Source organism: Sphingomonas sp. Leaf412, from assembly GCF_001425405.1.
Lineage (GTDB): Bacteria > Pseudomonadota > Alphaproteobacteria > Sphingomonadales > Sphingomonadaceae > Sphingomonas.
Window position 1 is genome coordinate 1 of the sequence record NZ_LMQP01000005.1, and the last position, 18,098, is coordinate 18,098.

An 18,098-nucleotide genomic window follows, 5' to 3' on the forward strand; every position below is an offset into this window, starting at 1 on the left:
TCCGTCTCCTCACGAAGGCGGACTCTAGCTCAAACTGGCAGAGTTTCAGGGGAGCACGTCACTATCTGCGAAAAAATGGAACGAATAGAATTGGCCGCCCGATAGCCCTCAAGGCATCCGCCCTCCAGAACTATGCTTCGATCGGGTCGCTGCCTAGAGTGTCTTGCAGATATCTTGATTAGCCGCGGGTCGGACGCTCAGACCGAGACTGGAAGTAGCTTTCCTTGCATCAGCAGAAATCTTCCCGAGCTCGCGTAACGCGGACAACATCGCTCACGCATTGGCTAGCGCCGATCGGGATACATGCGGGGACGCTTCCCACTTCATTTCCCCCCGAGTTTTCGATCGAAGCAACCATCCAGATCATGCGGCATTGTGCCAGAACCATTCCGCTTCGGACTGTTCTCGGAGGATCCCATGCCGCCTTCCCGCGCTGCGCCCATCTTGGTGCCGATCCATGCGATCTTGTTGAGCTTCCCCATCGCGCTGTTCTCCACCGCGGCGATGGCGGACGTCACCTATCTCAAGACCGCCGAGATTCAGTGGACGAACTTCGCCCAGTGGGCGATCACCGGCGCATTGGTGTTCGGCGCGCCTGTCGTGTTGCTCGCCATTGTCGGCGCGGTCCGACGGCGGAAGACGGAGCGTCCGCGTGGGGCGTTCACCTATCTCGGACTTACCGCTGGCATGTGGGTGCTAGGGCTGATCGACGCGTTCAAGCACAGCCAGGATGCATGGAGTTCGGTGGAGTTCGGCGGCCTGTTCCTATCGCTTAGCTGCACCATCCTGGCGATCGCGGCGGGATGGATGACGTTCTCGACCATCGCCGGCGGAGACCGCGCATGACCGTTGCACGCGCCGTCACCGCAGCGACCGCCACTGCGCTGTCGCTCGTCCTCGCTGCCTGTGGCGGCCCGCCGAACGTTCGGGATACCGGGCCCGAGCCTCAATTGCCCGACATTCGCCAACATCTGGTTCCGACCATAAAGGTCGCGCGCCCGACCGGCTGGGGCGAAGCGGTGCCGACCGTGCCGGCCGGCTTCCGCATCGTCCCCTTCGCGACCGACCTGCGAATCCCGCGGCAGATGCTGGTGCTGCCGAACGGCGACCTGCTGGTGGCCGAGGGGCGCGGCGGCAATGCACCCAAGCTTCGCCCAAAGGACGTGATCGCTGGCTATATTAAGGGACTCGGCAACACGACCGTCGAGGGCGGCGACCGGCTAACGCTGCTACGCGACGCCAATGGTGACGGCCGGCCGGAGGCGCGAACCGTGTTCATAGATGGGCTAGACGCACCCTATGGGATCGCGCTGGTCGGCGACGATCTGTACGTCGCCGAACAGGGCGCGCTGCTGCGCTTTCCCTACATCGCCGGCCAAACCGCGATCCCGCGCTCCACCGGGGTCGAGGTCACCAAGCTGCCCGGCCAAGTCAATCATCACTGGACCAAATCGCTCGCCGCGAGCGCCGACGGGCGGCGGCTGTATGTCGGCATCGGCTCGAACAGCAACGTCGGCGAGCGCGGCATGGAGATCGAGGGCGACCGCGCGGTGGTGTGGGAGATCGATCCTGCCAGTGGCGCGCATCGTACGTACGCCACAGGCATCCGCAATCCGACCGCGCTGGCGATCAATCCTTGGACGCGCGGCCTGTGGGCGGTTGCGAACGAGCGCGACGAGATCGGCGCGCGGCTGGTTCCCGACTATCTGACATCGGTGCAGCCCGGCGCTTTTTACGGTTGGCCGTGGAGCTACTGGGGCAAAAACGTTGATCCGCGACCACGCCCGCAGAATCCAGCGATGGTCGCGCGCGCGATCGCGCCCGACTATGCGCTTGGCGCGCATGTCGCCGCGCTGGGACTGACCTTCGCGAGCGGCCAGGGCATGGGCGGCCAGTATCGCGAGGGTGCGTTTGTCGGTCAGCACGGCAGCTGGAACCGACCCGATTTCGCCGGCTACAAGGTCAGCTGGGTGCCGTTTCGTGCCGGCCGTCCGGCAGGTGCCAAGCAGGACTTCGTCACCGGCTTCCTCGTCAACGGCAAAGCGCGCGGCCGGCCGGTGGGCGTAACGTTCGATGGAGCGCGCACCGCGCTGTATGTTGCCGACGACCTGTCGAACACGGTCTGGCGGGTCTCCCCGGCAACGCAGACGGCGTTACGATAAATGTCTCAGCCTCCCCGATTGGCAGTTCGGGGATGGGCAACCGCTACATCGGGCAGCTCGTCGAGCAGATCGTCAAGCAGATCGTCAAGCAGATCGTCAAGCGTTACTGCCGCGTGGAGCATGCACAATGCCGTAGTGTCGTGGATCAAGTTTATCAAAGCCGCGCCGCGACGTAGACGCCGAGCTCGGCGACGCCCTCGCACCGAACCCGCAAAGACCCAAAACCAGCCATTCAATTGCCCCGGAGCACATCCAATTTCGGTCATTCGTTCAGCTGACAGGCGCGGGCAGTATGTATAGCGAAGTAATAGGTCGCCGAGCCGGAGCCAGCGGCCGTGCGGGCTTGTCGATTCTAAGCCGACGTTACGGCGGCGACTTATTCAACCTTAGTCACAACACCGTTCTAAAATTCGATACGAATTTCGACGAACGGCGCTGTTCCCCGCTTTTTGACCGCATGCATTCTTCCGGGTCGCCTCTCACTGTCTGCGACTTAGCTCAACTCTTAAAGACCTTCACGAGCCGCCGCTGCCCGATCCGCTGCTTCACCATCGCCGCCAGTGCCGGCGACATCTTCCTTGGTCCGATGTTGATGAGCTGCGGCTTGATGACGAAGCCCCCGCCGGCGGCCGCCGGCGCATCCGGCTTGCGCGTCCATCGCGGATAATCGGGATAGGTCGGGCTGAAGGCCTGACACGCGGCGAAATCGCGGCTGCAGACGTCGGCATGCTCGGACAATTTGTTCACCTGATCGGCGATCAGCCCGGCCGCTGCGTTCAGCTTTTCCATATCGACGTTGTCGAACCAGTCCTTGTTGCGGCGAACGAAATCGATGTCGTTGGCGATCTTCGTCAGCTCTTTCGTATGTCGCATATATTCACGGATCGCGCGCTCGGCCATTTCAGTCTGAATGAACGAGGCATCGTCGTTGGGCAGTTTCAATTCGGTATAGGGATCGATCGACACCTCGAACGGATAGCCCCGTCCCGCGCGCGTTTCGTCCAGCACGCGGACGGCGTTGCCGAACATCTCCTCGATGCTGCGGCACATGTTGACCGACCCGCCCTTCTGGAACGTGTAGATCTCGATCTTGTGCTCGGCGCTCGACATCCCGCTCTTGAAATTCGTCGATGCGCTGCCGCTCGCCATCATGCCATAGCTGGCGCTGACCTCGCCCGCGATCTCGGTCTGCCGTGCCTCGGTCTTCGCCTCGATGCGGACGACGCCGTAATATTCGGCGCCGACATATTGCCCACTGACGAAATTATCGCCGAACCGCTCCCGGAAGCGGTCGCGCTTGCCGGTCGATAGCAGCTCCAGCGCCTCGTCGCTCAGGCGCGGACGAACCAGTTGCTGATAGGCGTTGTACGCGGTGACGCTGACGATGCAGAACGTCGCCTCCTGCGACACCTTGCACTTCTCGCGGAACGACATCTTCGCGCTGCCGCCGAACGGGCCGACGCCGACCTTGATCTCGGCATCGATTTCCAGCGCCTTGTCCACCTCCTCGCTGGTGTGCGTCTGGATGAAGGTCATGTCGCCGCTCTGCCCCGCGGCGTCCTGCGTCACCTCCAGCTCGCCGACGACCGCTTCCTGCTTCGCTTCCCCGCGCACCACGTCATACCCTGCACCGACGCGCAGTCCCTCGCTCCACGATACGTTGCCCATCATCGCCTCCATTTTCGGTTATGGCAGGCAGGATGCGCGCGTCCGTCCGTGTGCGCGTCATTCGATCGTAGGAGTTTTTCGCGGTCGCCGCTGTCCGCTTTCGTCGCCGCTTTGCGTCAACCCTTCCGATACGGTGGAGGATTTGGGCGATGTACCATTCGCATTCGCACGCATTGGCGGATCATCATGTGCACGACTGGCGGCTGGGCGGGCCGTGCGTGATGATCGTGGACAACCGCCGGATGCTGAGCGGCGCCAGCCCCGCCGCGCATGCGCTGCTGCGCGCGGGCGATGGCCTCGAACTGCGCCACGGCATCGTCCGTCCCGCCCGCGACAGCGAGGCGGCGGCGCTGGGGGCAGCGGTGCGGCGCGTGCTGGATACGGGCGGACCAGCGACCGCGACGATCCGCCACGACGACGACCTTGCCACCATCACCCTGACGCTCGCCCCGCTCGATCGCGACGGCAGCGCGCGCGTGGCGATCATCGCGGATACCGACGCACGCGATCCCGCGACCGGCGCCATCGCACGCTACGGCCTCACCCGCGCGGAGGGGCGCGTGCTGGCGCTGCTGTGCGAGGGCCGCTCGCTCCCGGAGGCGGCCGCGATGCTGGCGATCGCACGCACGACCGCGCGCACCCACCTGCAACGCATTTTCGACAAGACCCAAGCGCGGCGGCAAAGCGATCTGGTGCGGCTGGTCCTGTCCGCCTGACGCGCGTGTCGACGGACGGCCGGCACTTGCGTAGGCTGCGATCCTCAATCGGGGTGGACGCGGCATGATCGAGCGGGGATCGTCGCAGCAATGGCGCGCGGTGACCGCCGCGTTCGACCGGCTCGTCACGCTCGCTCCCGATATGCGCGGGTCGCGGCTGGCGGCGATGGATCTGGACCCCGCTGTCGCGGACGAGATCCGCACGCTGCTGCACGGGCATGACGCGCAGGGCATCCTCGACCGCACGTTGCTGCAGGAATGCGAGGACGAATCGCCCGCCATGCCGGTCGTCGCGGGCTATCGCATCGAACGGCTGCTGGGTCGCGGTGGCAGCAGCGACGTATACTTAGCCCATCGCGCACATGACGGGTTCGAGCAGCGGCTGGCGCTGAAGATCATTCACGCCGACGTGAGGGACCGGACGAATAAAGTCGCGGGCGAGGCGCGGCTGCTGGCGACGCTCGACCATTCCGGCATCGCGCCACTCGTCGATGCCGGCACGATGGCGGACGGTCGCCACTACCTGGCGTTGGCCTATGTCGATGGCGACGAGATCGCGGCGTGGGTCGCGCGCGGACCCGCGACGCTGACGGCGCGGCTCGACCTGTTCCTCCAGGTCTGCGACGCGGTCAGCTACGCCCATGCGAGGTTGGTTATCCATCGCGACATCAAGCCCGCGAACATCCGCGTCGACCGGAATGGTCGTGCGCGTCTGCTCGATTTCGGGATCGCGCGGCTGCTGGACGCGGCGACGCTAGACTATCGTACCACACGCAACATCGCGACCCCGGTCTATGCCGCGCCGGAACAGCTGGACGGCGGCGACCTCAGCGTGGCGACCGACGTCTACGCACTGGGCGCATTGCTGTTCGAGCTGTTGTCGGGTCAGCCGCCGTGGCCGACCGGGCGTTCGCCCTTGCCCGCGATCGTCCATCGCATCGCCCGGCCGGAACCGGGTCCGCCGAGCGGCGTCGCGTGCGACCCCGTGATCGATCGCGCGCGCATTACCGGCGATCTCGACGCGATCGTGGGAAAAGCGATGCGCGCCGCGCCCGCGGACCGCTACGTCAGCGTCGAGGCGCTTTCGCGCGACGTTCGACGGCATTTGTCGCATCACCCGGTCCATGCGCGCACCGGCGCGCGCGGCTATCGCCTGCGCCGTTTTCTCCGCCGTCGCCGCTGGCCGATCGCGGGCGGCGCTGCGGTGTTGCTGGCTATCACGGGCGGCGCGATCGGCACGGCGTGGCAAGCCGAACAGGCGGCGCGGGAACGCGATTCCGCGCTCGTCGAGGCGGCGCGGCTGGAGGCCGTAAACCAAGCGATGATCTTGGTATTCGCGGGCGATCGCGACGGCGGGGTCCAGTCGATCGAGGAACGCGCCCGCAGGCTGGCGAACACCCTGCCTCCCCACGCCGGGTCCGCCGCCGCGATCGCCGCGATCGCGGACCTGCAACTGATGATGGAGCGGCCCGACGACGCGAAGGCGCTGTTGCAGATCGCGCTGCGCCGCCGGATGGGGGGCGTCGGATCGGCCGATTACGCGCGGCTGCAACTGAAACTGGCGGCGGTGCTGGCGCGCGAGGGCCGCTTCGATGGGGCGCAGATATTGCTGGCGCAGGCCGACCGCTTCTGGCGCACCGATCCCGACCGATACCGTCGCGAGCGCGTCGAGGCGGTAGGCGCGCGCGCCTTCATCCTGCGACGGCAGGGGCAGTCGCAGGCGGCGATCGCGCTGTTGCAGGCGAACATGGCGGAGGCGGACATGGCCTATTCCGGGTACGGCCGCGACCTGGCCAGTCGCTACACCAACCTCGCCACGCGGCTGCGAGAGGCGGGGCGGCTGGACGAGGCCGCGGCCACAGTGCGGCGGGGCGAGCGCGTCCTGATGCAGGGCGGCGACCGCAATGCGCAACCGCTGCTCACGCTGCGTCGGACCGAGGCGTTGGTGGAGGAACAGCGCGGCGATCCGCGCCGCGCCGCCGCGATCCTGCGCGCGCTGGTTGCCGCGCGCCGCGCCGCTTTCGGCCCCTCTCCCGCCCTGGCGGCGGACCTGCTCCATCTGGGGCGGCTGACCGGGCGACTGGGGCGGCCCGATCGCGCGGCGGCGATGCTGGTTGAGGCACGCACGATGTTCGCGTCGTTCATGGACCGGGATTCGGACGCCACCCTGCTCGCCGACCTGATGCTGGTAGAGGCCCTGGCGGCGGCGGGCCGCCCTACGCAGGCAGCGGCGGGGCTGGACCGTATCGCGACGCACGGGGATGCGATCGCAGCGAGCCCGCTCCTGACCGGTCTGCGCTGGCTGGCGCGGGCGCAGGTGGCCGGGCGCGGCGATGCGGCGCGGATGATCGACGCCGCCGACGCCGCATTCGCGAAGGGCGGGCCGTCGGGAGCGGCCTATCGCCCGATCGTCGCGCTCCGGCGTTCAGCCGTCCTCCATCGCGCGGTGGATCCACGCCCGCGCGCGTAGCCAATGGCGTCGCACGGTCCGCTCGCTGATCCCCATCGCCGCCGCGGTCTCCGGTTCGGTCAGCCCGCCGAAGAAGCGGCAGTCAACCAGCCGGGCCAGGTCCGCATCGAACCGCGCGAGTTCGTCCAGCGCATGGCCCAGCCGGTCCAGTTCGGGATCGTTCCCCTGCGGCGCGGGCGGCAGCGCGTCCAGGCCGTCGGGATCGCGCTTTCCCGCCAACCGCGCGCGGGCGGCATCGATCAGGACGTGGCGCATCGCCGTGGCGGCGACCGCCAGGAAGTGATTGCGATCCTGCCACCCGTCGCGCCCGGCGATCTTCAGATAGGCCTCGTGAATCACGGCGGTAGTCTGCAACGTCGCGGGCCGACCGCCGCGAAACCGCGCGCGCCGCGCCGCGACGCGCAGTTCGGCATACAGCAATTCCACCAACGTGGCGGTCGCACCCTTCTCACCCGCCGGATCGGTCATCGCCTCGCCTGTCCTGTCGAACGCGCCTCCCACGATCGCATGACGCGGACCGCGCGGCGTGAGGATAGTTTCCCGGACATTAACCACCGACTCGAGGGGGAGAAAGTCCGATGATCCGTTTTCACCACGCCATCCTTGCAGGGGCCACGGCCACCGCGCTGCTGACCGCCGGCGCGGCCGACGCCGCCACGATCACCTTCACCAACATGACGGTACAATGGTTCGCTCCGGTCGGCGAACCGGCGGCTCGCGCGCTGGTGACCACCGGTGGGTCGGGCACCGCCGATTCGACGGTGGCCTGGGGCCAGCCGGTCGGAAACGGTCAGAGTTCGTTCCGCTTCGTCACGGCGGGGGACATCGCGACCGATGTCGCCATCGCCTTCACGCTTGGCGATTTCACCCATTCGAACAACCCCGTCTATTTCGGGCTGACCGGCGTCAGCCTGCGATTGATCGCGGATGTGGTCGTCGACGGCGCGAGCGTGGGCAGCCGGGCGTTCATCTACGCCTTTTCGATCGACGAGACACCCAACACCCCCCCTTGCCCGTATGGCGGCATCGGCGGTCAATGCAGCGACCTGGTCGCCATCGGCGCGGGACCGGCGACGCAGACGTTCGACGTCGCCGGCCGCGCCTACACGCTCGCCTTCTCCGCCTTCGACGTTGGCGGGAACAAGACGGGCAGCTTCGTTTCCGCGGAGGGCGGATCGAACACCGCGCAGCTCCGCGCGCTTGTGTCGGTGGCAGGCGTGCCGGAGCCCGCGACCTGGGGCCTGATGATCGTCGGTTTCGGCATGGTCGCCGGCGCGATGCGTCGACGTCTGGGCCGGGGAGTTCCGGCAGCGGCCTGACCCGCCGCGCCGGTGGCGGCGTCCCGAACCCAGCGTGCGCGATGCGGGGGGCATCGTGCCCGGGGGAGACGGGGCGCCGCCCTACCCGGGGAACTGTTGCAGGGACGCGGATCAAGTTTATCAGATCCGAGCCGCGAGGTAGACGCCGAGCTCGGCGAGGCCCTCGCACCGAACCGCAAAGACCCACTTCCAGACGTTCGGGCCGGCCTTCCCGTTTTCCAACTCCAGACACTCATTCATGCCCTTCGGTCTTTAAAGGTTGACGGCGACGCCCCTACCGAAGCGCCCCGTGGTCCTGATCATCAACTGCCCTCAATCGTGTCGAAGCACGCTTGTGATCACACACGCATCGCCGTCACGAAGGCCTGGAAGGCGGCAGTGGGCTGGCGGCGACTGGGATAATAGAGGTGGTTCGGAGCCAGCGTGGGTGCCCAGCCCGTAAGCACCTCAACCAGCGTACCGTCCGCCAGTGGCAGCGCGGCGTGCGGCAACGGCAGGCAAGTCACCCCCAGCCCTGCCACCGCGGCGTCGCGCATCACGTCGATGTCGTTTGTGATGAAGTCGCCGCGGACCGACCGTTCCAACGTGCGTCCATCCCGCTCGAATTCCCAACGATGGACGACGCCGGATGACGTGTACCGGTAACACAGGCACCGATGCGTTACGAGATCGTCGGGATCGACGGGAGCGGGATGATCGGCGAGATAGGCCGGTGCGGCGACAAAGACGAGCGGCACCGGCGCGCTGATCGGGACCGATATCATGTCGGCTTGAAGCGTCTGCGCATGCCGGATCCCGCAATCGAACCGGTCGGCGACGACATCGACGAACCCGTCGTCGACCACCAGTTCCACGGCGATGTCGGGATAGGCGCAGGCAAAGTCGGCCAGTCGCGGCAGGATGGCGTAGACCGCCGCGACCCGGTGCGCGCTGACCCGGATCCGCCCCGCCGGCCGTTCGCGGGCATTGTCGAGATCGGCCAGCGCGCCCGCGACCGAAGCGATCGCCGGCCTCAACCGCGCCAGCAGTTCGTCGCCTGCGGGCGTCGGCGCCAGCGACCGGGTGGTACGGTCTAGCAGTCGAACGCCCAATTTCGTTTCAAGCGATCGCATCGCATGGCTCAAGGCGGACGCAGACAACCCGAGCCGCGTCGCCGCTCGCGCAAAGCTGCCAGCCTCGACGATCGTTTCGAACACCGCGAGACCGGACCAGAGGTCACGATCCATTCCTGAACATCCTTCAGCAACCCATGCGCCGGAGCCGACCTAATCCTCGCGCCGTCCCGCGTCCATCTGGGGGCGACACACCGCAGGATGCCACCATGAACCTCGACACCTATCGCCCGCTTGGCCGCTCCGGCCTTCTCGTCAGCCCGCTGGCGCTCGGCACAACGACCTTCGGCACGCCGCGATGGGGGCTGGACGAGAGCGGCAGCCGCGCGGTGTTCGATCGCTACACCGATCTCGGCGGCAATTTCGTCGACACCGCCGACGTCTATGCAGGCGGGCGATCGGAAGAGATGGTCGGCAGTTTCGTCGCCGCGCAATCGCGCGACCGGCTGGTGATCGCGACGAAGTCGGGGTTTGCGACCGGCCGCGGCTATCACGCGGGCGGCAATGGCGCGCGCCACATCCTGGCATCCGTCGAAGGATCGCTGCGCCGACTCCGGACGGACTTCATAGATCTGTACTGGGTGCACGTCTGGGACGGCGTCACCCCGGCCGAGGAACTGTTGCGGACGATGACCGCGCTCGTCGCGGCAGGGAAGATCCGTTACTGGGGCATATCCAATACCCCTGCCTGGTACGTCGCCGAACTCGCGACGCTGGCGCGGGTCCAGGGCGATCCGGCGCCCGTCGGCCTGCAATATTTCTATTCGCTGGTCGAACGTGGGGTCGAAGCTGAGCACCTGCCGCTCGCGCGAGCGGCAGGCATGGGTTTCGTGCCCTGGAGCCCCCTCGCCTATGGGTTGCTCACAGGCAAATACGACCGTGCAATCGTCGAGGCGGGTCCGAAGCGCGCGGGTGGCGTCCCCAACCTCGCCGGGCAGGACGACGCTGCGCGGCCCGCCGACGACAAGCGGCTTGATGGCGACAATCCGTTCGGCGATACGCTGTTCACCGAGCGCAACTGGCAGATCCTAGATGGACTGAAGCGCGTTGCATCCGAGATAGACGAGACGCCCGCGCGCGTCGCGCTGTCCTGGGTGGTCGGACAGCCCGGCGTCGCATCGACGCTGATGGGCGTGAGCCGGGCGGAGCAGGTAACCGACAATGTCGCCGCACTCGGCCTAAACCTGCCACCCGAGCACCGGGCTGCGCTCGACGCGGCGAGCGGTGGCGACCTGCCGTTTCTCTACGGCCTGTTCAACCCTGCCGCGCGTAATCAAGTCGTCTTCGGCGGCGGCGATGTCCGAAGCTGAAACGTCATCCTGGAACTACCCGCCGAGGCGAAAACTCCGCGTGGCCGGCTCCAATCGGCAAGCTTCGCGTTTGAAATTGTCCGGTCGGCGAAATGTTCGTTTGCCGCACATCGGCACGGAGGTTGTCATGCGGATCGGTGTCATCGGGGCGGGGATGGCGGGCCTGTCCTGTGCGCAGGCACTACGCCGCCAGGGTCACGTCGTGGTCCTGTTCGACAAGGGCCGCGGTCCCGGTGGCCGCATGTCGACGCGGCGGATCGAAACGCCGCTGGGCAAGGCTGCGTTCGATCATGGAGCACAATATCTGACAGCACGCGACCCTGCGTTCGTGGCGCAGATCGGGCATTGGGCGAAAGACGGCCACGTCGCGCGCTGGCTGCCCGCCGGTACCGATGCATGGGTCGGAACACCGGCAATGAACGCACCGATCCGGGCGATGGCGAGTGACGGCGACGTCCGCTGGAACACGGCCATCGACATCCTGTCCTATGACGGCGCGTGGCGGATCGACGACGAACGATTCGACGCGGCCATCGTCGCGGTACCCGCCGAACAGGTCGCACCCTTGGTTGCCGCTCACGATGTCGCGCTGGCCGATGCAGCCCGCTCTGCGGTTTCCGATCCTTGCTGGACGGTCATGGCGGCGTTCGACGGCACCGCGCCGATCGATCGCAACCGGCTTACGAATATCGGCATCATCGGATCCGCCGTCCGCAACTCGGCCAAGCCAGGGCGGGCTGGACCGGAGGCATGGGTGCTCCAAGCCAGTGCCGAATGGTCGCGCGCGCATCTCGAAGACGATCCGAAAATGATCGAACGCGCGCTTCTCGCGGCGTTCGCGGACCATATCGGCGTCGGGTCGCCTGCCGTCATCGCGACCAGCGTCCATCGCTGGCGGTATGCGAAAGTCGAGGCGTTGAACCACGGTGCGATCTGGAACGCGGATATCCAACTCGGCGCCTGCGGCGATTGGCTCCTCGGACCTCGAATTGAGGCCGCCTGGCTGTCGGGGCAGCAACTCGCAGAGTTCATAGGATTGGCAAATTTGACTTTTTAAGAACAGAATGCCTGGTGCTGCGACCCAATCACGGCCATTCACGCGGCCGTTCCCGCTGCCCTAAACCTGCCGCTCGTTCATGTGAGCGGAGTGACCGCTGCGGTTGTGAGACATGGGGAAGACCTCTCGGTACGATTTGGGATGCCGGGGCGATCAGCCGTTCGGTCTCGATGCTTCGACGTGCCGGATTTTGCCGAACACGGGAAAGGCGCTGGCCTCGCCATAGTCGATGCCGCCTGACAGGCTCGTCAGCTTCGCCATGTCATCCCCGGAAATCTCAAAATCCACGGCCGCGTTGCTGCGCATATGGTCGGCGTTTGTCGACTTGGGTAGCGGGAGCAGCCCGAGCTGGAGGCAGTAGCGGATGCAAAGCTGAGCGACGCCGACGCCGTACTTCGCCGCGAGACCGCCCAAGTCGGCGCTACGAAGCGCCGCGCCGTGCGCAACCGGCGAGTACGCCCCGACCAGGACGCCTTGATCTCGGCAAAAGTCGATCAGATCGAAAGGCGTGTTGCCGACATGCGCCACTACCTGATTGACCGCTGGCTTCACCGTGCCGTGCCGCAGGATATTGTCGAGGTCGGCGTGTTCGAAGTTCGAGACGCCGATCACGCGGACCTTGCCAGCCTGCTGCGCCTCTTCCAGCGCGCGCCACGCCTCAAGATTACCGGCGTCGAAGTCTCCGCCCTCGCGAAACTCGGCCCAGGGCTGCGGGCTGTGAATCAGCATCAGGTCGATGTGATCGAGCGCGAGCGCCTGAAGCGATCCGTCGATGCGGCTCTTCGCGTCCGCATAGCTCTTGGACTCCGCCGCGAGCTTGGTCGTAACGAACAGGTGATCACGCGGCACGCCGCTGGCGCGCAGGCCCGCGCCTATGCCGCGCTCGTTGCCATAGGCCTGTGCGGTATCAAAATGGCGGTAGCCGATTGCAGTTGCCTCGCGGACGACCTGCTCGACCGCCGCATCGTCAATGCGCCAGGTGCCGAGCCCCAGCTTTGGGATCGCGCCGCCATCGGCAAGGGCGAACGTCTCGTTCAGGATCATTGTTCTTTCCTCCCCCCGGCCGGCTGTTTGCCGTAACCGGGTTCCTTGGTCAGGGTGGCCCATTTCCCGGCGATGTCGGGCTCGTACACCTTGGGCATCCACTCGGCGGGGGCGACTTCCTCGAAAGCCACCGACACCGCATCCTCGCCGTAATCGAAGGTATCCATCACGCCGCGCGTGATGGTTTCGGTCAGACGCTGCTTCTGGTCGTCGGACTTCCCGGGCCAGAGCTTCACGATGACGTGCGGCATGGCCTTACTCCGTGCCGAGCGGGGCTAGATATTCCTCGTCCGTCACCTTCTCCATCCAGGTCACGGGCGAGCCGTTCACCGACTCCTGGATAGCGACATGGGTCATGGCTTCGTGCGGTGTCGCCCCATGCCAGTGCTTATGCTCAGACGGGCACCACAGGATGTCGCCGGCATGAAACTCCAGCTTCGGTCCACCCGCAATCTGCGTCCAGCCAACACCCTCGGTAACGATCAGCGTCTGTCCGGCGGGATGAGTATGCCACGCAGTACGCGCACCAGGCTCGAAATGAACGATCGCCCCGGAAACGCGTGACGGCTCCTCGAGCTGGAACTGGCCGGTGATCGTGGCCTTTCCGGTGAAATACTCCGCAGGACCATCAACGGTCTTCATATCGGCCTTGTGGCTGATTTCCATAGTATCGATCCTTTCGGGTTTGGGTTCGGAAACCAGGGCTGTCGTCGCAAGAAGCGCTATCATTGGGAGCAGGATAATCAGCGATGTCCTTCAGCACTGGCCGCTCGGGCATCGACCGCCGCGAAGATCGCACCGGCGACAAGCAGAGCCGCGCTGGTCAGAAACGTAGCGCGGTAGCCGCCGGCATCGAACAGCATCCCGCCGCCCGCGGCGCCCAGCGTAATCGCAAGCTGGACGACCGCGACCAACAACCCCCCGCCCGCCTCGGCATCGTCAGGGAAGCGACGCGCTACCCAGGTCCACCATGCAACCGGCGCACCTGTGCCGACGACACCCCACAGGGTCAGCAGCACGGCGGTCGGCAGGGCAAAGCTGCCAAGCGCCACTAGTCCGCTCGCGATCAGGGCTAGCGCTATCGGCGCGAGGATTAGGGTAGCCGACAGGCTGCGCGCTACGAAGCGTCCGAACAGCCAAGTGCCGAACAATCCACCAGCGCCCATCAGCAGCAGGACGAGCGACAGTGCCGGTACGCCGAGCTGCGTCGCACCCTCGAGGAAGGGACGGACATAGGTGAACAGCGCAAACTGCCCCGCGAACAACAGCGCCACGGCAAGCGCACCGATGCGGGCGATCGGACGGCGCAGGACGCCGAGCGCGCTGGCGGTGCGCGCCGTTCGATCGGACGGCATCGCCGGCAACGTCAGCCACTGCCACACGAAAGTGATGGCGGCGAGCGGCACCACGACGAAGAAGGCGCCGCGCCAACCGATATACTGGCCGAGGAAGCTGCCAAGCGGCGCTGCGATTGTGGTCGCCAGCGCGTTGCCGCCATTCAGTAGACCCAACGCCCGCGGCACCTGATCTTCCGGCACCAGTCGCATCACAGTCGCGGCCGACATTGACCAGAAGCCGCCGATGACGACGCCGATCAGTGCGCGACCGATCATGAAGACGAGGTAGTTGGGAGCGAGGGCGACCGTCAGGCCCGACACCAGCATCAGCAAGGTGAGGCCAAGCAGCAGCACCCGGCGATCGATCCCGCGGCTGAGTGTGGCGATCGACAGGCTGGTCAGCACCGCGAACAAGCCTGAGATGGAAATCGCCTGTCCTGCCATGCCTTCCGTCAAATGGAGGTCGGCCGCGATCGGGCTGAGGATGCTGACCGGCATGAACTCCGACGCGATCAGCGTGGAGACGCACAGCGTCAGCGCGAATACAGCACTCCACCCGGCGCGGGCGTCGGCTTGCTCGCCGGACTGCACGGCGGGACGATCGAGGATAGCGGTTTGCGCCAAGTCTGTGCTCCGGTTCTGGATGCACGACCATGAATCGACCATGATCGGCAGAACGGATGTAAGGCTCAGGTCCGCCGCAGATTACCCGCTGTTGCCGCGATGAAGCGTTGAGCGCAGCTCAATGATTCCAGGCTCTACAAGCCGAGCGGACGCAACTCGCGAATGAGGTCGATCAGGAGGCGCAGTCCGGTCGGCAACTGCCGACGGCCCGGATAATAGATGTGGAAACCTGGCCCGAACGATGCCCAATCGGCAAGAATCATGCGCAGCGCGCCGGCCTTGATCAGCGGCATCACGGAGGGTTCAGGCAGATAGGCAAGCGCGGTGCCGGCAACGGCCAGGGTCAGCGCAAACTGCGTCTCATTGAGCGTGATCGCGCCGGGCACATCGATTGCGATGTCCTCGCCATCCTTCTCGAACTCCCAGTGATAGATGCTCTCATCGCCAAGCCGGAGGCGCAGGCAGTGATGATCGGCAAGATCGCCCGGATGCGTCGGTGTACCGTGACGATCGAGATAGGCAGGAGCGCCGACGACTACCCACCGAACGTCCGCCGACAGGCGCTGCGCGACCATATCCTCGGGGACGGTGCCTCCCCAGCGAATGCCGGCGTCAGCGCCATGCGCCACCACGTCGACTAGATGGTTCGATGTGGCAACATCAATCGCGATCTGCGGGTGCCGCTCGACAAAGACGGGGAGTACTGGCGCGAGCAGCAATGCGCTTGCTTGATCCATGACATTCAACCTGATCCGGCCCACCGGATCGTCCCGATAGCGGTTCAGCCTCTCCGCCGCCTCGTCGATCGCGTCGAATGGGGCGACCAAAGCTGCCTGTAGCTCCTCACCGGCCGCGGTCAGGGTGACGCTGCGACTGGTCCGATTAAAGAGACGGACGCCGATCCGCGTCTCCAACCCCTTTAGCGAATGGCTGAGGGCTGAAGCGCTAACCCCGAGTTCCAGACCGGCGCGGCGGAAGCTACGGTGCCGCGCCAGCGCCAGGAAATAGGCGAAGTCGGCGAGATCAGAACGGCTGACGTGCATCGCGCGGGAGATGCCATCCTCTGCATCCTCACACAACGAGGCTGAATGACGTTCATTGCTCAATGGATAAGCTGGGTGCCGTATGCTCACGCGAACGGCGACTCCTGTCCAGAACGGTCGTTCGGTCACTAGCTCGGGAACGGCCGGGTCTGGTCGGGAAAGCGACCGGCAGCTTTGTGGCCGAAAGGACCCAGAACCGGTCATTTGAGGCGCTCTGACAGCTTTCCGACTTCTGCCGTTCATTCAGTTGACGACCGTGAAAACGCGACGTCTCTCCGTAGGTGGAAAGCGGACCGGGCGGACCGGCGAAACATGCCGCTGCACACGTCATTACGAGCGCCGTGCAAGCTAACGCCAAAATGGGCGCACTGACCGTAGCAAGCCACCGGATCCAACTATTCTCCCAAGAGAATATACTACTGCATAGCGAATTTTATTGCAGCGCGTGCTGCAGCCCGTCACGTTGAAACGGATAAGAAGAGCTGGAGAGAGTCGATGTACGATCTGATCGTCCGCAACGGCATTATCGTCGATGGCACTGGAACTGCGCCCTACCGGGGCGATGTCGCGATCGAGAACGACCGCATCGTGGCGGTGGGGATGATGACCGGGTCGGCGGCGCACGAGATCGATGCCACTGGCAAGCTGGTGACGCCGGGGTGGGTCGATATTCACACCCACTATGATGGGCAGATCACCTGGGCCTCGCGGCTCGATCCATCATCGACGCTCGGCGCGACAACGGTGGTGGTGGGCAATTGCGGGGTGGGCTTCGCACCGGTGCGGACGAGCGATCACGACACGTTGATCCGCCTCATGGAAGGCGTGGAGGACATCCCGGGCGCCGCGCTTCACGAAGGGCTGTCGTGGGAGTGGGAGTCGTTCGGCGACTATATGGATGCCGTGGAGCGCATTCCCCACGACATCGATGTGGCGGTTCAGGTGCCGCACGGCGCGCTGCGGGTCTACGTGATGGGTGAACGCGGCGCCAACCGCGAGCCGGCGACCGCAGACGAGAACGAGCAGATGCGCGCGCTGACAGCGGAAGCGATCCGCCACGGGGCACTGGGCTTCTCGACGACCCGCACGATGGTGCATCGCACCGCCGACGGCGATCTGACCCCGACCGTCCGCGCCGCGCGCGAGGAGATGGAGGCGATCGCACGCGGCCTAGCGGACGCGGGATCGGGCGTGATCCAGTGGGTGTCTGACTTTCAGGAGATGGAGGAAGAGTTTGCGCTGGTGCGCGACCTTACCCGGATTGCGGGCCAGCCGCTCAGCTTCTCGATGGTGCAGGCCGACGTGGTGCCAAACCAGTGGCGCGAGCTTACCGGGCGGCTTGAGCAAGCAGTGGCCGAGGGTTATCCGATCAAGGCGCAGATCGCTGGGCGTCCGGTGGGGCTGATGCTGGGGCTTCAGGGGTCCGTCCACCCCTTCATCAGCCGCCCGAGCTATGCGGCGATCCAGCACCTGCCCCTGGCTGAGATGGTGGCGGCGATGCGCGACCCCGATCTGCGCGCGCGCCTCATCGCGGAAGCGCCGCTGAAGGACCATCCCTTCGTCAACTCGGTCGCGGGCGCGCAGCACAAGATGTTTCGCATCGGTGACCGCGTCAATTACGAGCCCGACCCGTCGACCAGCATCGCCGCGGAGGCTGAGCGGCTGGGGGTCCACCCCGACGAGCTCGTCTACGACGCGCTGCTGGAGGACGAGGGCCGCGCGTTCCTGTTCTTCCCCATGCACAATTACGTCGAGGGCGACCTCAGCAACGTGCAGTCGATGATCGAGCATCCCGACACGCTGGCTGGGTTGTCGGACGGCGGCGCGCACGTCGGCGCGATCTGCGATGTCAGCCTGCCGACCTTCATGCTCACCCACTGGTGCCGCGATCGCACGCGCGGGCCGCTCCTGGACCTGGCGACGACGGTACGCCAGCAGACGCGCGACACGGCGGCAGCGGTGGGGCTTAAGGATCGGGGAGTGCTGGCGCCTGGGTATCTCGCCGATCTCAACGTCATCGACTTTGACGCACTGGAGCTTGGGAAGCCGTATATGGTCCACGACCTCCCCACTGGCGCGCGCCGGTTGATGCAAAAGGCCACCGGCTATGTCGCGACGATCAAGTCGGGCGAGGTGATCTACCGGGACGGGGAGCCCACCGATGCGCTGCCGGGCAAGCTGATCCGCGGACGACAAGCGGCGCCCACCCCCTCGCGCGAGGCACTGGCGGCCTGAC

Annotated in this window: 17 protein-coding genes; 9 read left to right on the top strand and 8 right to left on the bottom strand. The window is 65.9% G+C overall.

What is annotated here, in order from left to right; all coding sequences use genetic code 11:
* The first annotated feature begins 417 nt into the window (after positions 1 to 417).
* The 3 genes from ASG29_RS15895 to ASG29_RS16915 are packed head-to-tail and all read left to right on the top strand — an operon-like array spanning position 418 to position 2,338.
* The gene (locus ASG29_RS15895; protein WP_055986643.1) at positions 418 to 846 is read left to right on the top strand and encodes a DUF2231 domain-containing protein; all 429 of its coding nucleotides are present in this window, start codon (positions 418 to 420) and stop codon (positions 844 to 846) included.
* The gene (locus ASG29_RS15900; protein ID WP_055986647.1) at positions 843 to 2,162 is read left to right on the top strand and encodes a PQQ-dependent sugar dehydrogenase; all 1,320 of its coding nucleotides are present in this window, start codon (positions 843 to 845) and stop codon (positions 2,160 to 2,162) included. Before ASG29_RS15895 ends, ASG29_RS15900 begins: the two co-directional genes overlap by 4 nt.
* 32 nt (positions 2,163 to 2,194) lie before the next feature.
* Positions 2,195 to 2,338, top strand: coding sequence for a hypothetical protein (locus tag ASG29_RS16915; RefSeq protein ID WP_156458111.1), 144 nt, complete (start codon positions 2,195 to 2,197; stop codon positions 2,336 to 2,338).
* A 322-nt stretch (positions 2,339 to 2,660) separates the two neighbouring features.
* Here the strand turns inward: ASG29_RS16915 and ASG29_RS15905 are convergent, their stop codons facing one another.
* Entirely contained in the window at positions 2,661 to 3,833 is a 1,173-nt protein-coding gene (locus ASG29_RS15905; RefSeq protein WP_156458113.1) for a hypothetical protein, read from the bottom strand.
* 146 nt (positions 3,834 to 3,979) lie between these two features.
* Here ASG29_RS15905 and ASG29_RS15910 point away from each other — a divergent pair, with 146 nt between their 5' ends.
* Complete coding sequence (locus tag ASG29_RS15910) at positions 3,980 to 4,546, top strand: helix-turn-helix transcriptional regulator (RefSeq protein WP_055986653.1); 567 nt, start codon at positions 3,980 to 3,982, stop codon at positions 4,544 to 4,546.
* A gap of 64 nt (positions 4,547 to 4,610) precedes the next feature.
* Positions 4,611 to 7,016, top strand: a complete 2,406-nt coding sequence (locus tag ASG29_RS15915) for a serine/threonine-protein kinase (RefSeq protein WP_055986657.1) — start codon at positions 4,611 to 4,613, stop codon at positions 7,014 to 7,016.
* Here ASG29_RS15915 and ASG29_RS15920 read toward each other — a convergent pair.
* Positions 6,972 to 7,484 carry an ECF-type sigma factor gene (locus ASG29_RS15920; RefSeq protein WP_055986661.1) on the bottom strand — a complete coding sequence of 171 codons (513 nt, stop codon included), beginning with the start codon at positions 7,482 to 7,484 and terminating at the stop codon, positions 6,972 to 6,974. The two genes, ASG29_RS15915 and ASG29_RS15920, sit on opposite strands and share 45 nt — an antisense overlap.
* Before the next feature lie 110 nt (positions 7,485 to 7,594).
* On the opposite strand from ASG29_RS15920, the gene ASG29_RS15925 reads away from it, so the two are divergent.
* Positions 7,595 to 8,335: a THxN family PEP-CTERM protein gene (locus tag ASG29_RS15925; RefSeq protein WP_055986663.1), complete on the top strand. Its 741-nt coding sequence runs from the start codon at positions 7,595 to 7,597 to the stop codon at positions 8,333 to 8,335.
* A gap of 338 nt (positions 8,336 to 8,673) precedes the next feature.
* Here ASG29_RS15925 and ASG29_RS15930 read toward each other — a convergent pair whose 3' ends face one another.
* Entirely contained in the window at positions 8,674 to 9,531 is an 858-nt protein-coding gene (locus tag ASG29_RS15930) for a LysR family transcriptional regulator (protein ID WP_055986667.1), read from the bottom strand.
* Positions 9,532 to 9,656: 125 nt separating this feature from the next.
* Between ASG29_RS15930 and ASG29_RS15935 the strand changes: the two genes are divergently transcribed.
* Positions 9,657 to 10,757: an aldo/keto reductase gene (locus ASG29_RS15935; protein WP_055986670.1), complete on the top strand. Its 1,101-nt coding sequence runs from the start codon at positions 9,657 to 9,659 to the stop codon at positions 10,755 to 10,757.
* Between the two features lie 127 nt (positions 10,758 to 10,884).
* On the top strand, positions 10,885 to 11,814 hold the full coding sequence (locus ASG29_RS15940) for an NAD(P)/FAD-dependent oxidoreductase (RefSeq protein WP_055986672.1): 930 nt from the start codon (positions 10,885 to 10,887) through the stop codon (positions 11,812 to 11,814).
* A gap of 153 nt (positions 11,815 to 11,967) precedes the next feature.
* Here ASG29_RS15940 and ASG29_RS15945 read toward each other — a convergent pair whose 3' ends face one another.
* The 5 genes from ASG29_RS15945 to ASG29_RS15965 form a co-directional block, all read right to left on the bottom strand.
* Complete coding sequence (locus tag ASG29_RS15945; RefSeq protein WP_055986691.1) at positions 11,968 to 12,858, bottom strand: aldo/keto reductase; 891 nt, start codon at positions 12,856 to 12,858, stop codon at positions 11,968 to 11,970.
* Positions 12,855 to 13,109 carry a tautomerase family protein gene (locus ASG29_RS15950; RefSeq protein WP_055986694.1) on the bottom strand — a complete coding sequence of 85 codons (255 nt, stop codon included), beginning with the start codon at positions 13,107 to 13,109 and terminating at the stop codon, positions 12,855 to 12,857. The genes ASG29_RS15945 and ASG29_RS15950 overlap by 4 nt, the downstream gene beginning before the upstream one ends.
* A gap of 4 nt (positions 13,110 to 13,113) precedes the next feature.
* The gene (locus ASG29_RS15955; RefSeq protein ID WP_055986696.1) at positions 13,114 to 13,524 is read right to left on the bottom strand and encodes a cupin domain-containing protein; all 411 of its coding nucleotides are present in this window, start codon (positions 13,522 to 13,524) and stop codon (positions 13,114 to 13,116) included.
* Positions 13,525 to 13,601: 77 nt separating this feature from the next.
* The gene (locus ASG29_RS15960) at positions 13,602 to 14,861 is read right to left on the bottom strand and encodes an MFS transporter (protein WP_082516237.1); all 1,260 of its coding nucleotides are present in this window, start codon (positions 14,859 to 14,861) and stop codon (positions 13,602 to 13,604) included.
* A gap of 92 nt (positions 14,862 to 14,953) precedes the next feature.
* Positions 14,954 to 15,862, bottom strand: coding sequence for a LysR family transcriptional regulator (locus ASG29_RS15965; protein WP_055986700.1), 909 nt, complete (start codon positions 15,860 to 15,862; stop codon positions 14,954 to 14,956).
* Between the two features lie 495 nt (positions 15,863 to 16,357).
* Between ASG29_RS15965 and ASG29_RS15970 the strand changes: the two genes are divergently transcribed.
* Positions 16,358 to 18,097 (top strand): N-acyl-D-amino-acid deacylase family protein, encoded by a 1,740-nt coding sequence (locus tag ASG29_RS15970; RefSeq protein WP_055986702.1) that lies wholly within the window; start codon positions 16,358 to 16,360, stop codon positions 18,095 to 18,097.
* Position 18,098 lies beyond the last annotated feature (1 nt).

What these genes read in the sequence shown, in the direction of transcription:
- ASG29_RS15895 (WP_055986643.1), top strand. Translation starts at nt 418, where the DNA reads ATGCCGCCTTCCCGCGCTGCGCCCATCTTGGTGCCGATCCATGCGATC.
- ASG29_RS15900 (WP_055986647.1), top strand. Translation starts at nt 843, where the DNA reads ATGACCGTTGCACGCGCCGTCACCGCAGCGACCGCCACTGCGCTGTCG.
- ASG29_RS16915 (WP_156458111.1), top strand. Translation starts at nt 2,195, where the DNA reads ATGGGCAACCGCTACATCGGGCAGCTCGTCGAGCAGATCGTCAAGCAG.
- ASG29_RS15905 (WP_156458113.1), bottom strand. Translation starts at nt 3,833, where the DNA reads ATGATGGGCAACGTATCGTGGAGCGAGGGACTGCGCGTCGGTGCAGGG.
- ASG29_RS15910 (WP_055986653.1), top strand. Translation starts at nt 3,980, where the DNA reads ATGTACCATTCGCATTCGCACGCATTGGCGGATCATCATGTGCACGAC.
- ASG29_RS15915 (WP_055986657.1), top strand. Translation starts at nt 4,611, where the DNA reads ATGATCGAGCGGGGATCGTCGCAGCAATGGCGCGCGGTGACCGCCGCG.
- ASG29_RS15920 (WP_055986661.1), bottom strand. Translation starts at nt 7,484, where the DNA reads ATGACCGATCCGGCGGGTGAGAAGGGTGCGACCGCCACGTTGGTGGAA.
- ASG29_RS15925 (WP_055986663.1), top strand. Translation starts at nt 7,595, where the DNA reads ATGATCCGTTTTCACCACGCCATCCTTGCAGGGGCCACGGCCACCGCG.
- ASG29_RS15935 (WP_055986670.1), top strand. Translation starts at nt 9,657, where the DNA reads ATGAACCTCGACACCTATCGCCCGCTTGGCCGCTCCGGCCTTCTCGTC.
- ASG29_RS15940 (WP_055986672.1), top strand. Translation starts at nt 10,885, where the DNA reads ATGCGGATCGGTGTCATCGGGGCGGGGATGGCGGGCCTGTCCTGTGCG.
- ASG29_RS15945 (WP_055986691.1), bottom strand. Translation starts at nt 12,858, where the DNA reads ATGATCCTGAACGAGACGTTCGCCCTTGCCGATGGCGGCGCGATCCCA.
- ASG29_RS15950 (WP_055986694.1), bottom strand. Translation starts at nt 13,109, where the DNA reads ATGCCGCACGTCATCGTGAAGCTCTGGCCCGGGAAGTCCGACGACCAG.
- ASG29_RS15955 (WP_055986696.1), bottom strand. Translation starts at nt 13,524, where the DNA reads ATGGAAATCAGCCACAAGGCCGATATGAAGACCGTTGATGGTCCTGCG.
- ASG29_RS15960 (WP_082516237.1), bottom strand. Translation starts at nt 14,861, where the DNA reads ATGGTCGATTCATGGTCGTGCATCCAGAACCGGAGCACAGACTTGGCG.
- ASG29_RS15965 (WP_055986700.1), bottom strand. Translation starts at nt 15,862, where the DNA reads ATGCACGTCAGCCGTTCTGATCTCGCCGACTTCGCCTATTTCCTGGCG.
- ASG29_RS15970 (WP_055986702.1), top strand. Translation starts at nt 16,358, where the DNA reads ATGTACGATCTGATCGTCCGCAACGGCATTATCGTCGATGGCACTGGA.